Genomic DNA, 15,671 nt, shown 5'->3' with positions numbered 1-15,671 from the left:
AGATACCGTAAAACTCCTATCCGGATTCTCATGTGTCTGAATTCTTGGTTCCGATTCCTCACTGATTAAAAAAAAATTAGTTTTCCTCCGGGATCAAACCTTCTTGATTTTTTTTTATTTTTTCTGTTTTGTTTTTTTTAGATTTCAAAAAATTAATATAATCAGGAGATAAGTCAGAATCTTGATCTTCAGCGACGGGTACTGTCACTCTGTCTATTTTTAGATTCGTAAAAATTTTATTGACTAACTCCTTGAACGTATCAAAATCTACTTCGTAAGAAACTCCTAAACCTTGGGTATAACCAATCCCTTGCCCAATATAATTGATATCATTTTCTTTATTAAACAATCGTAAATTAAGTGTTCCATCCTCATTAACCCTATATAACACTTCAACGTCTCCCACGATAGCGGATTCATTAATCCCACCAAAAGGAACTCCTAGTTTTCCATTGATCGTTATTCTTTCGTTTATTTTGGATGAAATTGTTGCAACAAACCGTCCATCTGTTTCTCTTCCTATTCTTCTGTCGGCTCCAATGAAATTCAGACCCACTTTGAATTTTTCATCGTCAGATTGTATTATTCCTCCTAAAAGACTAGAGGCGGTCTCAAACAAACTTCCTGAAAAATCAGATTGACTTACTCCTTCCGGACTTAAAAATCCACCGGAAGATAATAAGTACAATGCTTGAGTTTGCCTCACGTCCTTATCATTTAACTTATATTGAATTTCCGATTTTAACACCGTGCTGACTGTTGGAAATTCAATATTAAAATCGGGTTCCGGACTAGTCAAATCGCCTCTAATTCCTATAACTACTTCCACGGGGACTTTCGTATTAAAAGAAGCATTTTCTAACAAAATTGCAGGATTTGCAGTAGTTTTGTATACTGCTTCAAGATTTAACTGTGCGCGCATCGGATTCCCTTCCCAGGAAATTGACCCTCCTTTTTTGACCTCAAACTTCTTGTCTATCAGTCCTCCATATTTAAAATTATAAGTCCCTTCATACGCTTGAAAATCACCCCACATATTGAATTTCCCCGTCGTGTTTATTTTAAACAACAAAGAGCCAAAACCTTTTCCCTTCATTCCGTGACCTGTGTTTCGGTCTAGAATTACCTCTACTTCGGCATCCGGTGTAATATCAAAATCAAACTCCAATTCAAGGCCATTATAATTCCGAGTGTTTTCCACAATACCATTCCTTACATTGTATTTTTCCTTAGCAGTCAGAAAATGAAGAAAAATATTATCACTTACACTTTCGGCATTATTAATAGGAATTTTTATGGCTGTTCCTTTCTCTGATTTTGCAGCTACTTTTATAAACAATGAATTAGTTGGTCCTTTTATAGTGGCAACTCCATCGATAAATGCAGAACCATAATAAGCTGAATCTTCAGTATCCTTAGTGTCTAACGCTAAAAGCCTTTTTGAATTAACGGTTAAATCTAATTTCCAATCCGAAAAATTAGTATGCCCAATACTTCCGTTTAACTTCCCTACAGTACCAAATTTTGTGTCGGTCAAAGTATTGTTTCTAAACAAAAATCGTTCATCGGTCAGGTCTATAATTGTGTTGTCACTTAAACCGTAATCCACATTCAGGTAGGGTATGGTTATTCCTGCTTGGTCAAGATACAATCTGCCATTTATACTAGGTTTCTTAAGATTTCCTTCTATGGTAGCATTCCCGGCTATTGAACCTCGTATATTAGACAATACTTCACCACCCAAAGAGTTCAAGGTTGCGATATTAAATTTATCAAATTTTAGCCTCAAATCAAGAATGGTTTCTTTATTGACAATTTCAAAACTACCATCCGCATTAAATGATTCAAAATTTTTGTTCTCTAAATTAGAATTTATGGTAAACTTGCTAAGATTTTCATCACCTTCAATTTCAAAATTTAAAGTTCCTAAATCTATTTTATTTAAATTCAAATTATCAATAACTATAGAAGATGTAGGCTGAAAAACATCTTTGTTTTGCTTGAAATTTACTTCGCCATTGATATTTCCATTTGCAATAAACTTATCATTAGCGGGTGTTATTTTGTTTAGATCCACATCTTTAAAACTCAGTTGTAAATCCTTGATTGTAGTATTTTTAAAAAGTCCCACTAAAGAAATTTCCTGTTCTTCATGTGACAACACAATATTATCAATGTTGAAATTTTGAAATGATTTATCAAAAACAATTTTGTTAGTAGTTGCTTCTTTTTCGTTCAAAAACCACAAATAGTCTTTGAATTTCACCTCTGATTTACTAATTCCAACTACATTATTGTTATCCTCATTTATAGTATGGTATAAATTCAGATTAAAATAATCCTCTGCCTTTGGTCCCCCTTTAAACTCCGAACGAAAATACAGCGTGTCTTTCATTGTGACATTTATAAGACTAAAATCACGTATTTTATAGTGTTTTGTTTTTATGCTGTCCAGTTCTATGTAGGCATTATACAGCGGATTTTTATTGTCGACCGAAACTCTTATATTATCAAGTGTATTGTTTGAAGCTATAATTTGAGGCGAATTAAAATTGAGTTTAAATTCCTGATTATCAGAGTTTATATTTCCTTTAATAATGGTGTTGGGAGCAATAGAAATATCAGGGTAAAATATTTCAATTATTTTATTATAGATAGAGAAATTAAACTTAAGAAACTGTCCTTTTTTTACCTTGTTAGGTTTGAAATTCGTATACAGACTTCCCAAAGAATTCTTTGCCAGGTTTTCCAATTGGTTGAATTCATATTTACCTACAATTTCACCCTGAACAATATCCGGTGAATTTACAGTTATGGTTCTCACTCTTTTTTCATCAAAAGTTGAAATTATGGTAAAATCATCAAAAATATACGTGTCTTTTGCATTTTTATAGGACGTTTCGTTGATATAAACATTTCCTTGAAAATTTTCTACAGTATTTCCTGATGCCTGAACTACCACATCGCCTTTAAATACCGCAATAGAATCCTTAATTAATTTTAATTTATTCAAATCGGCGGTTTCAACATTAATGTGAAAATCGTATCTATTGTCTTTTTTGCTTAAATCCAATAAACCGTCAAAATTCATCCTTAAATTAGGATCCCTTATGGCAATTTGCCCTTTGTAATTGGGGTTTTTAAGGGTTCCATTGACATCAATATTTGTGTAATTGTATGTTTTATACTCTATTTGGCTAATGATCCCTTTGATGGCCGTGTCTAGGTATTTTTCCTTGAATCCTTTACCATCAATAGCCATATTCAAACTTACCTTTCCTAGTTCTTTTTGGTCCAATAAAGTTCCAATATCAAAATTTTCTAAAATAACGTTCCCTACATAAGAAGCCTTATCAATAAAATTTATATTTTCTATTTCTAAATTAGAGATTACTTTACCTAACGCTGTTACCATAGAAAAATCAGCTTTAACGACAGTTGTAGAAACATTTGAAACTCCGGAAGCTGAAAATCGTCCTAATTTTTTTAGAGAACTGGGTAATTTATTTCCCAAAATATTAGGTAATATAACTATCAAATCATCATAGCTAGAGATTAATTTGTCAAATCTGGCATACATCGAAAATTTTTGCCCTTTTTTGGCAAACAAGTTTTTAAAATTAATAGCACCGTTGATCTGTGTTTTCCGATCATCAACTAATTTTAAGTTTTTGAATTTCAAATCATTAAGCGTTCCTTTAATAAATGCTTTAATATAAAAATGTTGATTTTTCCCTATTTCTTTATAAAAGTAACGAATGTCATTTGAAGCAATTGAGGCAGCATCTAGTTTAATATCAAAGAGCACTTTATCGGTAAAATTAGAAAAATCTTCAATTTTATAATTTAACAATACAGTCCCTTTTAAGGTGGATTCTTTGGTCAACAAATTCAGATTTTCTAGTTTTAAGTTTTTTCTGGAATAACTGAATTTTGAGTTTAGATTTTTAACATACAAACCCCGAAAATCTAAAAATGACATTTTATCAATCATAGTCGTCAAATCCTGACCATGAATTTTAAAATTCGTTACGGAAGCATTCAGTTTAGTAAAATCCAGGTCTTTTGGAATTTCACGATTTAAATTTGTCAAAATAAAATGACTATCGTAAATTTTCAATTCCTTTACGGTGAGCAGAAACTTTTTTGTTGATGGTCTTCCGGTTTCAAAAGCGGCTATAAATTTATTGAGATTGGACTCTTTTTCATTTTTATACGTTTTTAAATTAAAGACTAAACCACTCAAACGTAAATCCCCAAAAATCAGATCACCGTCTAGCAATTTTTTACCTTCTAAAATAGTCGTTGCAATTCTATCTGAATAAATTAAAGTGTCTTTATGGTGATCCAGAATCAATACTTTTTTGAATTTTATGCCTCCAAAAACAGATATAACAACTCCGTCAATAGCAATATTAGTTCCAAAGTCTTTATTGAGACTTCGGGTGAAATACTGTGCTATTTTAGTTTGAACAAATGGCAGGGTAAGAGCAATACCAAGTACAAGTAAAAGTAGGATTAGTCCAACTAGAGACCGAAATACTATTTTTTTTATTTTTTTGATACTTACTATATATTTAAATTTTTTAAAATTTCATTTTACCTCTGGAAACTCCTGCGCCTTAAATAAAAATTCTTTAATTTTGGCCTTTACAAAATTGTTGTTTTTTGTAAACTAATCATCAAATGTAACTCCAAATTTATGCCTTTTTATGCAAAATCCCGAGGTTTTTATTCTTGCCATTGAAAGTTCTTGTGATGATACTGCAGCGGCCATTTTACACAACGATAAAGTATTGTCAAATGTTGTTGCAAATCAGCTAATTCATAATCAATATGGTGGCGTAGTTCCTGAGCTCGCCTCACGTGCACACCAACAAAACATAGTTCCGGTAGTCGATGCGGCGCTTCGAAAGGCAAATATACAAAAAGAACAGTTATCTGCAATTGCATTTACACAAGGTCCGGGACTCATGGGTTCGCTACTGGTAGGGAGTTCGTTTGCAAAATCACTTGCCCTGGCCTTACAAATTCCTTTGATTGCTGTAAATCACATGCAAGCTCATGTCCTGGCACATTATATAGAGGAGAAGGGCTATGAAAAACCCACTTTCCCGTTCTTGGCCTTAACTATAAGCGGTGGACACACACAAATCATCAAAGTAGATCATTTTTTTGACATGACCGTAATTGGTCAAACCACTGATGACGCAGTTGGAGAAGCTTTTGACAAAAGCGCTAAAATTTTAGGACTTCCCTACCCTGGTGGCCCCTTAATTGATAAATATGCGCAATTAGGAAACCCAAAAGCATTTGCATTTACAAAACCTAAAGTTCCAGGATTAAATTTTAGCTTCTCCGGTTTGAAAACGGCTATTTTATATTTTATTCAAAAGAAAAAATTAGAAAATCCAAACTTTGTTGCTGAGAATCTAAATGATATTTGCGCATCAATCCAACATACTATTATTGAAATTTTAATGGACAAATTAAAATTAGCCGTAAAAGAAACCGGGATCAAACAAATAGCCATCGGCGGAGGCGTTTCTGCTAATTCCGGAATCCGAAATACATTAAAGGAAACAGAAAACATATATGGTTGGAAAACCTTTATTCCTAAATTTGAATACACCACTGATAATGCTGCAATGATAGGAATTGTAGGATATCAAAAATTTTTAACCCAAACATTTGAAACTTCATCTGTTGTTTCTAAAGCAAGAATACAATTATAAATTATGCAATTATTCTTTAACCCTACTATTACAGAATCTACAGAAATTTTTTCTTTTGATAAAGAAGAGAGCAAACATATTATTAAAGTATTACGTAAGAAAGATACCGATATCTTGTTTGTAACCAATGGTTCAGGCTACTTATTTAAAACAGAAATAACACTGGCATCTGACAGTAAATGCACCGTCAAAATCCTTTCGTTCGAAAAAGCCCCAGTTGCAAAATTTCACATACATCTGGCTGTAGCGCCAACTAAAATGAATGATCGTTACGAATGGTTTTTGGAAAAAGCAACCGAAATAGGCATTCACGAAATAACACCAATTATTTGTGACCACTCAGAACGAAAAGTTATCAATAATGAGCGATTTGATAAAATTTTATTGACTGCCATGAAGCAATCTAATGAATTATACCTGCCAAAATTGAATCCTGCCATCACCTTTAAAGAATTTGTCAAACTAAAAAATAAAGGTTTAAAACTGATTGCACATTGCGAAGAAACAGATAAAAGATCACTGAAATCCGTTTTGAAACCTAATGAAGATATTACAATACTGATAGGTCCTGAAGGCGATTTTTCGGAAAAAGAAATTGTATTGGCTCTTGAAAATGATTTTACTGCTGTTTCATTAGGAAATACAAGGCTACGAACAGAAACGGCAGCAATAGTGGCTTGTCAAAGTGTAGTATTTATTAATGAAGGCTAACACTAATAATCACTGATTTTATTAATTATGAGGTACCTATTTTATCTACTGTTAATCTTCTCTATACCATTGTTTTCGCAGGAAATTGCATTACTAAAATATAGTGGCGGTGGTGATTGGTATGCAAATCCAACTTCACTACCCAATTTGATAAAATACTGCAATGCAACTATAAATACCCAAATAAAAATAAAGCCAGCCACGGTTGAGCCCAATAGTACTGATTTATTTTCATACCCTTATGTGCATATGACTGGCCATGGAAATGTAGTTTTTAGCGCTGCTGATAGTGACAATCTTAAAAATTATTTGCTGGCAGGAGGATTTCTTCATATTGATGATAATTATGGAATGGACCAATACATCCGAAAAGAAATCAAAAAAATATTTCCAAATAATAGTCTAGTGGAGATTCCTGCGAATCATGCCATTTTTCAAAAACCATTCTCATTCCCAAACGGATTACCCAAAATACACGAACATGACGGTAAACGACCTCAGGCTTTTGGACTTTTTATAAAAAATAAATTAGTACTGCTTTATACCTATGAATCCGATTTAGGAGATGGATGGGAAGATCCGGAAGTCAATAATGATCCAGTAGCGATTCGAGAAAAAGCATTAAAAATGGGGGTAAATATTATCAATTATATTTTTAATAATTAACACGGCTTACCAATAATTTATTTTGACTAACAATCATCGTATAATGCCTTGTTTTTCAATTAGATAAAATGACGTAACAAATTGATTTCAAGATACTATTTTACAATTATTTTGACTTTATGACTTTTAAACTTTCGAGTTCTGTAGCTTTATAATTCTTAATATCCTTCTTTGAAAGATGCCATCGCTAACGATCAAATAAAAAATATAGATTAGTATTAATTGTTAAAATAAATAGTTGAAAAATCCACCATTACTTTCTTTTTACAGAGGCAAAATTAGCATTAAAGAATCATTTAATAAGAATAATATTAATTATAATCTTTCTAAATATATTTTATTAAGACCAGAGGTAAATCAAGAACACGACAGCAGAAAGAGGCTACTAAAAAGTCATAATTGATATTTATTTTTTAAAAATAATAGATATTTATTTTTTTTATGAAAAAATTGTTATAAAATTGTGAAATAGTTAACCAAATCTATTAATTTATAACAAACCCGATTATGAAAAAAATTTTTTTACCTGTTGCAGCATTTTTAATGCTTTTCTCTTGTCAAAATGATACAGCAGAAACAACTTCGGAAGCAAGCGCTGTATCTCAACGCGGTTGTGCCACTCAAGAAGTTCTTGCTGCACAAATGAAAGCTGATCCATCATTAGCTTTGAGAATGAATAAAATTGAAGCTTTTACTGAAAAAGCAATGTTAGCTGGTCGCTTAGTTAACGGTAAAGTAGAAATTCCTGTAGTTGTAAACGTTTTATACAGAACTGCGGCAGAAAACATAACTGATGCTCAAATTCAATCTCAAATAGATGTATTAAACGAAGATTTTAATGCTACTAATTCAGATTTCAGCAGTACACCTGCTTTATTCTCTCCAATTGCTGCAAATGTTGGAATTACTTTCATTTTAGAAACAATAAACAGAAAATCTACTACTAAAACTTCATGGGGCACAAGAGATGCTATGAAAAAAACAAAACAAGGCGGTTTAGACCCTACTTCACCAACAACATCACTTAATATATGGGCTTGTACTATTGGTGGCGGTATCTTAGGTTATGCGCAATTTCCTGGCGGATCAACGGCTACTGATGGTGTTGTAGTTGATTCAAAATATTTTGGATTATCTGGATCAGGGGCTTATCCTTATAACTTAGGAAGAACAGCAACTCACGAAGTAGGACACTGGATGAATTTACGTCATATCTGGGGTGATGCAACTTGTGGAAGTGATTTAGTTTCTGACACACCTACACACAATACTGCTAATTATGGCGTTCCTGCTTATCCTCATTACAGCACATGCTCTGGAACTCCTGTAGAAATGACTATGAATTACATGGATTACACAGATGATAGGGGTATGTATATGTTCTCTAATGGCCAAAAATCAAGAATGGCTGCAATTTTTGTTGCAGGCGGAGCAAGAGCAGGTTTTGGAGTATAATTCCTAAATAAATTTATAAAATAAGCGACCTAAAAAGTCGCCTATTTTATTTATAAGCATTACGTGTTTATATTTCTTCATTACGATAAGTAACCTATTAACAGCATAAATTTTATTTAAATAGTCTTTACTGTTCTTATCCAAAAAGCAAGATTTAAATTATTTTATAAATAAGTAATCATAAAAATTTTTTTTAAATAAAAATTGTTATAAAATTGTGATATAATAAACCAAATCTATTAATTTATAACAAATTCATTATGAAAAAAATTCTTTTATCTGCTGTAGCATTATTAATGCTTTTTTCTTGTCAAAATGACACAACAGAAATTACTCCATCAGCTGATGCAGTTACAAAACGTGGTTGCGCATCTCAAGAGGTGTTAGCTGCCCAAATGAAAGCTGATCCGTCATTAGTTTTGCGAATGAATAAAATTGAAGCTTTTACTGACAAAGCAATGTTATCTGGTCGCTTAGTTAACGGTAAAGTAGAAATCCCAGTGGTCGTAAACGTTTTATACAGAACTACAGCTGAAAATATTTCGCTGGCACAAATCCAATCCCAAATTGACGTATTGAATAAAGATTTTAATGCTGCAAATTCTGATTATAATTCAGTTCCCGCAGCATTTTCAGGAGTAAAAGCAAATGTTGGAATTACATTCGTCTTACAAAGTGTAAAGAGAAGATCTACTACTATAACATCTTGGTCTACAGATGATTCTATGAAAAAATCAACAAATGGAATCGTTCCAACTACACCAACAACTGTATTAAACATGTGGTCTTGTAATCTTGGTGGCGGTATTCTAGGCTACGCACAATTTCCTGGAGGTGCATCGTCTACCGATGGAGTAGTAATGGATAACAATGCATTCGGTACTACCGGGACAGTAACAGCGCCATTTAATCTAGGAAGAACAGCAACTCACGAAGTAGGACACTGGATGAATTTACGTCACATTTGGGGTGATGCAACTTGTGGAAGCGATTTAGTTTCTGACACGCCTACGCACAATACTGCTAATTATGGTGTTCCTACCTACCCTCATTACAGTACATGCTCTGGTACTCCTGTAGAAATGACTATGAATTACATGGATTATACAGATGATAGAGGTATGTACATGTTCTCTAACGGCCAAAAATCAAGAATGGATGCAATTTTTGTTTCTGGTGGAGCAAGAGCGAGTTTCGGAATATAATTTTTAGTTTTTTAGAATTTAAAACTCGCTACTTGTTAGCGAGTTTTTTTTATCTTTAGCCCTTAATATAAAGATATGATTACGTCAAAAACCATTTCTAGCGGCATTATCCGTGCGCTACTTACCTTAGTGCTAGGTGCTTTAGTGCTGTTCTTTTTCTACCAAATTCAATCGGTGATAATTTATCTTGTAGTATCCTTTATATTCACAATGATTGGAAATCCTATTTTAGATTTTTTTAAACGGAGATTAAAATTTAATCATCTCTTTGCTACTATTACCACTTTGTTTATTTTTATACTGATTATATTTGGTTTCATAATGATGTTTATTCCTTTGATTTTATCCCAAGGACAAAATTTATCACTGCTCAACACAGCAGAAATTGAAAAAAATATAATTGAGTTAGCCAATCAGATCAGTGTGTTTTTGGAAAGTCATCAAATTGATTCCTCACAAATACTTAAGGAAGCCAACATTTCCTCTAAAATAAATTTTAATATCATTCCAAATTTTCTAAATGCTATTTTGGGAACAATCAGTAGTTTTGTTGTGGGACTGGCTTCGGTACTGTTTATTACTTTTTTCTTTTTAAAAGACCGATTAATGTTTCTTTTAGGAGTAAAAAAATTAATTCCCAATAGCCACGAATTTCAAATTTTAAATTCACTGGAAAAGATCAACCATTTACTATCCCGTTATTTTATTGGATTATTGCTTCAATTATTTATTGTGTTCCTTTTATACCTGATAGTCTTAGTCATTTTTGGTATTCCTGATGCAATTGTTATTGCTTTTTTATGTGCTGTATTAAATATTATCCCCTACATAGGTCCATTAATTGCATCGGTGTTAGCCGCAATTTTGACTATGATCAGCAATTTAGGCGGTGACTTCCAATCCGATATTTTACCAACGACAATTTACGTTCTTATTGGTTTTTGGATTGTTCAGATTATTGACAACAATTTATCCCAACCTATTATTTTTTCAAAAAGTGTTAGTTCACATCCCTTAGAAATATTTCTGGTTATCTTAATTGCCGGTTTTCTTTTTGGAATATTGGGAATGATTGTAGCCGTTCCATTGTATACAATAATTAAGGTGATAGGAAAAGAATTTTTTCCGGAAAATAAGATCATTCAATCATTAACTAAAGACCTTTAATTTTGGATTTAATGATTTTAAATCCTAAAGTACAAGTATTTATCAATGCTAACATTGGTGCACACGTAGCAACATTAGCATTACAAAAAAATCCATTTCCTAATGTGGATTGGATCACCATTTTGAACCAAATAGACGCAAAGACAAAAGCAAAAGATAAATTGCCACATTGGTTCTTGTCCCAAAACATCATTTATCCGAGCAAACTTTCAGTAGAACAAACGTCCTCTGAAAAAACAGCTTCTTATAAAGCTTCTATTGTTACTGGCGACCGATTAATCGATTTGACTGGAGGTTTTGGTGTGGATGATTTTTATTTTGCACAAAAAATAAAAGAAGTGGTTCATTGCGAAATTAATCCCGATTTATCTCAACTTGTAAAACACAATTTTGAGCAATTACATGTTTCTAATATTAGTTGTTATACCGGAGATAGTCTGGCAACCTTAACCGCTTTAAAAACAAACTGGGACTGGATTTATATTGATCCTTCCAGAAGAAATGGTACCAAAGGAAAGGTATTCATGCTTAAAGATTGTTTGCCAAATGTTCCTGAAAATCTAACTTTTTATTTTAAAAATACAAATGCTATTCTCATAAAAACGGCTCCTATTCTTGATATTACTGCCGGACTAACGGAATTACAACACGTAAAACAAATTCATATTATAGCCGTTGAGAACGAAGTTAAAGAATTGTTATGGGAACTTCGTGCGGCATATTCCGGACCAATACGCATTAAAACTGTCAATATCCTCAAGGATAAAAATGAAACTTTTGATTTTATTTGGAATGAAGTTGCTAGTTTTTCAAATTTCAGCTTACCTCAAACCTATTTATACGAACCCAATAGTGCTATTATGAAATCAGGTGGATTTGATGAAGTCGGATCCTTTTATAAGGTCGATAAACTACACAAGCATTCTCACTTATACACTTCCATGGACTTAATTCCCTTTCCGGGTCGTGTTTTTGAAATTCAAAATACATTTTCCTATAACAAAACAGCGATGAAAACTTTTTTAGAAAACAGTAAAGCCAATATCACAACTCGGAATTTTCCGGACAGTGTAGAAAGTATTCGGAAAAAATGGAAAATAAAAGACGGAGGAAATATATATAGTTTTTTTACAACTGATGAAAATAACCATAAAATAGTTTTAATTTGCACCAAAATATCATAAAAATGAAATTCATAATTACAATAACTTTCTTTTTCTTCAGTTTGAGTCTTTTTGCACAAAAACCATGTGATTACAGTGAAAACGTTACTGATTCAATAGGAACCTATAAATCAACTAAAGAATATATGATTAGTGAAAAAAAATTTGCCGGAAACTCCAGCTATATTTTCTATTCACTGGCTTTAACGGATGGATTACCAACCTTAAACATACAATTTATCCAAAAAAGCAAGGGATTTATAAAAGCGAATTGTTTTGATAAAAATTCAAAATTGTTTTTACAACTCAACAACGGAAAAATAATTACGTTAATACACACTGATCAAGAAGATTGTGGCACTTTGATTCGTGATGACAATGGATATGATAACCGGATCAATTCAGCAGTATTTATGTTTATGAAAGATAGTTTTGAAGAATTAAAAAGTTCTCCAGTTTCTATGATGCGGATCAAATATTTGACTGATACAGAGGATTTTATTATAAAAAAGGAATTTAAATCGGAATTAAATAACGAAATTTACTATCCGGAAACCTACTTTATAAATACGATAAAGTGTATCGAATAATAGTTTATTTACATTCCCATTTAGTATTAGAAATAGTGTCATTCAACCCTGATTTTACATTATAATGCCACCATTCCGAATCAAATGAATTAAAACCACTACTAATCATTGTTGTTTTCAGCAGGTTTCTATTTGCCTTTACTGTGTGCGAAACTGTAGGATAATCATGACTCGCTTCGACTCCAAAAAAATCAAAACCAGTACCCATATCTAATTCTTTTCCACTGCCGTTCACTAAAGTAAGGTCTACAGCTCCCCCTCTATTATGAATTGATCCCTTCGAAGGATTAGCCACGTACTTAGGATTAGGTACAATTTCCCACATTTTTTTTTGAATATCCAAAGGGCGATAGCAATCAAAAATTTTAATCTTATAGCCCTTTTCCATAAACTTCTCATTGGCTTCAACAAGTGCACGAATGGTTTTTAACCGCAAAAAACATTCTGCGCAATCATATACTTTTGCGTTCAGGAAATTGTCTGTTGTAGCGTATTTCATATCATACAGAAAATCTTGACTGTATTCTTTCAAATTTACAAATAGCGTATCATTGCTAATTGAATTCTTTTTTTCATCCGTTTTAGAAATCAAATTTTGGGATTGACAACTAACAATACAAAAAAGAAAACTAACAAATACAAGTGGTTTGATAATAAAAATCATGCGTTTATTTTTTATAAAAATAAGGTAAAAAATGGCGGTATCAATTATTACCTATGAATTAATCCGTTCAGTAATCGTTTCAATTTTGATAAAACAATTGCATTTCCTTCAATTTCATTGTATAAAAAAGACAAATAAGATATCCTCTAAAACAAATAAGTCCTCTAAAATTACTTTTAGCGGACTTATTTGTTTTTCCTAATATTGATTTAAATGCATAGTAAGACCCTGACTGTTTTAGAATTTTTTCGTGTTCTTAATTTAATTTGCTGTTTTTTCGGCTAAAGCCAAAATAAATGACCAATCCAATCAAAAGCCATATTCCAAAATAAATCCAGTTCCAAACACTCAATTCAGCCATCATGTACAAACAACAAATCAATCCCAATAGCGGTATCAAAGACAAATTTGATTTAAAAGACCAAACGGATAATCCAGCTAAAACAATCAAGAAAATCCACATTGGAATTTTGTGTTTAAATAAACTAAAACCGCTTTCATATTTCACTGCATCAGCAATTGGCAAACCCGCTATAACAGCAGCATATTTTGCATCATCTTGTTGGTATTGGCGCAATAAATGCTCTAAATCCGGCGTTTCATCAGTGCTGTTTTTAGCATCAATAGTGACTAAATAATTGTATACTTTTTGGGTTTCTTCTTTGTTTAACGAGGTGATGATAGCGGATGAACTGTTGATTTGAGTTTTATTGGTAATAAAATCCATTGTTCCTTTTTTATTGTAACCAAAAGCAAACACCAATCCCATAATAATCAAAACTGGCAATATGAATTTTGAATTTACATAAGGAGTTTTAAATTTTCCACGAGGTATATCGGTTCTGTTTTGTAACACTAAAACTCCGGCACAAACCAATACAAAAGCGAATAACGTTCCAATACTGCACAAATCTGTAACCAATGTTAAATTCAAAAATAAAGCGGGAACTGCTACTACAAACCCGGTAACAACTGTCGCATACGATGGTGTTTTGTATTTTGGATGTACTTTTGAGAAACGTTTTGGCAACAAACCATCACGACTCATACTCATCCAGATACGCGGTTGTCCCATTTGAAAAACCAATAAAACACTTGCCATAGCCACAACCGCACTGACGGCAATGATTCCGGACATCCATTTTAGGTCTAATTTTTCAAATACAAAAGCCAAGGGATCACCTACATTCAACTGGTCATAACGCACCATTCCGGTAAGTACCAGAGCAATGGCAATATATAAAACGGTACATATTATTATGGCCCACATCATTCCTTTAGGCAAATCACGTTGTGGATCTTTGCATTCCTCAGCCGTTGTCGAGATAGCATCAAACCCAATGTAAGCAAAAAACACTGCTGAAACTCCTTTTAAAACTCCTGTAACACCATTAGGTGCAAAAGGATCCCAATTTGCAGTATCCACATAGAAAACACCAACCGCTATGACTAAAAGAACAATACATAATTTGACAACCACCATGATATTACTCGCATTTCGAGATTCTTTCATTCCGCGGTAAATCAATGCCGTAATCAAAACAATAATCAGTAGTGCAGGAAGATCTGCCACAAAATGAAACGATCCAATAACCGGCGAAGTCGTCCAGGCTGTATAAGCATCCTGTAAAGCAGGACTTAAGTTTGCAAATTCTTTGCCTCCTTGCATTAGCGCAATGGCATCGTCAAAACCTCTGGAAGCGGACAAAAAATCCATTTGAACCCATTGTGGTAAGTGAAGCCCGCCACTTTCAAGTAAACCCGTAAAATAGTCACTCCACGATATGGCGACCGTTATATTCCCCACAGAATATTCCATTATCAGCGCCCAACCAATAATCCAGGCTATTATTTCTCCAAAAGCCACATACGAATACGTATAAGCACTTCCGGAAACGGGAACCATCGATGCAAATTCAGCATACGCAAAAGCAGCAAAACTACAGGCTATAGCAGTAAACAAGAACAAAAAGATAACTGCAGGCCCTCCATCAGAACTAGCTTTACCAATCGTACTGAAAATTCCGGCTCCTACAATTGCGGCGATACCAAAAGCTGTTAAATCACGCGCCGTTAAATGTTTTCCTAATGCATTATGGCCATCGGCATCTCTTTTTTCAACCTGTTTTAAAATATCTTGTACTGTTTTTTTTCTAAATAAACTTGAAGATGCCATAAACTAAACTTTATCATTAAAAATTAATAAACTGTAAATTGTATGCTATAATTATGAAAATAGTTCAAATTATCTTCAAAATTCAAAAGTATAAAACAATTTTAATTAATGGAGTTTCTCTAACTATTTTTTTATTTAT

The 15,671-nt window shown here is 32.8% G+C and carries 11 protein-coding genes; 8 read left to right on the top strand and 3 right to left on the bottom strand.

Features of this window, described 5'->3' with window-relative positions; genetic code table 11:
* Positions 1 to 76 precede the first annotated feature (76 nt).
* Complete coding sequence (locus tag EKM02_RS06370; protein WP_126453331.1) at positions 77 to 4,519, bottom strand: translocation/assembly module TamB domain-containing protein; 4,443 nt, start codon at positions 4,517 to 4,519, stop codon at positions 77 to 79.
* Between the two features lie 193 nt (positions 4,520 to 4,712).
* Between EKM02_RS06370 and tsaD the strand changes: the two genes are divergently transcribed.
* From tsaD to EKM02_RS06330, 8 genes are all read left to right on the top strand, one after another.
* Positions 4,713 to 5,735: a tRNA (adenosine(37)-N6)-threonylcarbamoyltransferase complex transferase subunit TsaD gene (gene tsaD, locus EKM02_RS06365; protein ID WP_126453328.1), complete on the top strand. Its 1,023-nt coding sequence runs from the start codon at positions 4,713 to 4,715 to the stop codon at positions 5,733 to 5,735.
* A gap of 3 nt (positions 5,736 to 5,738) precedes the next feature.
* Entirely contained in the window at positions 5,739 to 6,446 is a 708-nt protein-coding gene (locus EKM02_RS06360; RefSeq protein WP_126453326.1) for a 16S rRNA (uracil(1498)-N(3))-methyltransferase, read from the top strand.
* A gap of 27 nt (positions 6,447 to 6,473) precedes the next feature.
* A complete protein-coding gene (locus EKM02_RS06355) occupies positions 6,474 to 7,112 on the top strand; it encodes a DUF4159 domain-containing protein (RefSeq protein ID WP_126453323.1) in 639 nt (212 codons plus the stop codon).
* A gap of 507 nt (positions 7,113 to 7,619) precedes the next feature.
* On the top strand, positions 7,620 to 8,567 hold the full coding sequence (locus tag EKM02_RS06350) for a zinc metalloprotease (RefSeq protein WP_126453320.1): 948 nt from the start codon (positions 7,620 to 7,622) through the stop codon (positions 8,565 to 8,567).
* Between the two features lie 260 nt (positions 8,568 to 8,827).
* On the top strand, positions 8,828 to 9,772 hold the full coding sequence (locus EKM02_RS06345; protein WP_126453317.1) for a zinc metalloprotease: 945 nt from the start codon (positions 8,828 to 8,830) through the stop codon (positions 9,770 to 9,772).
* Positions 9,773 to 9,847: 75 nt separating this feature from the next.
* On the top strand, positions 9,848 to 10,939 hold the full coding sequence (locus EKM02_RS06340) for an AI-2E family transporter (RefSeq protein ID WP_126453314.1): 1,092 nt from the start codon (positions 9,848 to 9,850) through the stop codon (positions 10,937 to 10,939).
* 2 nt (positions 10,940 to 10,941) lie between these two features.
* Positions 10,942 to 12,123: a THUMP-like domain-containing protein gene (locus EKM02_RS06335; RefSeq protein ID WP_126453311.1), complete on the top strand. Its 1,182-nt coding sequence runs from the start codon at positions 10,942 to 10,944 to the stop codon at positions 12,121 to 12,123.
* A 2-nt stretch (positions 12,124 to 12,125) separates the two neighbouring features.
* Positions 12,126 to 12,692: a hypothetical protein gene (locus EKM02_RS06330; protein ID WP_126453308.1), complete on the top strand. Its 567-nt coding sequence runs from the start codon at positions 12,126 to 12,128 to the stop codon at positions 12,690 to 12,692.
* Positions 12,693 to 12,696: 4 nt separating this feature from the next.
* Here the strand turns inward: EKM02_RS06330 and EKM02_RS06325 are convergent, their stop codons facing one another.
* Complete coding sequence (locus EKM02_RS06325; protein ID WP_126453306.1) at positions 12,697 to 13,356, bottom strand: M15 family metallopeptidase; 660 nt, start codon at positions 13,354 to 13,356, stop codon at positions 12,697 to 12,699.
* A 256-nt stretch (positions 13,357 to 13,612) separates the two neighbouring features.
* Positions 13,613 to 15,532, bottom strand: coding sequence for an amino acid permease (locus EKM02_RS06320; RefSeq protein WP_126453303.1), 1,920 nt, complete (start codon positions 15,530 to 15,532; stop codon positions 13,613 to 13,615).
* Positions 15,533 to 15,671 lie beyond the last annotated feature (139 nt).

Source organism: Flavobacterium sp. RSP49, assembly GCF_003968735.1.
GTDB lineage: Bacteria > Bacteroidota > Bacteroidia > Flavobacteriales > Flavobacteriaceae > Flavobacterium.
This window is presented reverse-complemented; position numbering and strand designations above follow the sequence as displayed.

Coding starts and splice junctions, on each gene's coding strand:
- EKM02_RS06320 (WP_126453303.1), bottom strand. CDS start 15,532: ATGGCATCTTCAAGTTTATTTAGAAAAAAAACAGTACAAGATATTTTA.
- EKM02_RS06345 (WP_126453317.1), top strand. CDS start 8,828: ATGAAAAAAATTCTTTTATCTGCTGTAGCATTATTAATGCTTTTTTCT.
- EKM02_RS06350 (WP_126453320.1), top strand. CDS start 7,620: ATGAAAAAAATTTTTTTACCTGTTGCAGCATTTTTAATGCTTTTCTCT.
- EKM02_RS06325 (WP_126453306.1), bottom strand. CDS start 13,356: ATGATTTTTATTATCAAACCACTTGTATTTGTTAGTTTTCTTTTTTGT.
- EKM02_RS06340 (WP_126453314.1), top strand. CDS start 9,848: ATGATTACGTCAAAAACCATTTCTAGCGGCATTATCCGTGCGCTACTT.
- EKM02_RS06355 (WP_126453323.1), top strand. CDS start 6,474: ATGAGGTACCTATTTTATCTACTGTTAATCTTCTCTATACCATTGTTT.
- EKM02_RS06360 (WP_126453326.1), top strand. CDS start 5,739: ATGCAATTATTCTTTAACCCTACTATTACAGAATCTACAGAAATTTTT.
- EKM02_RS06330 (WP_126453308.1), top strand. CDS start 12,126: ATGAAATTCATAATTACAATAACTTTCTTTTTCTTCAGTTTGAGTCTT.
- tsaD (WP_126453328.1), top strand. CDS start 4,713: ATGCAAAATCCCGAGGTTTTTATTCTTGCCATTGAAAGTTCTTGTGAT.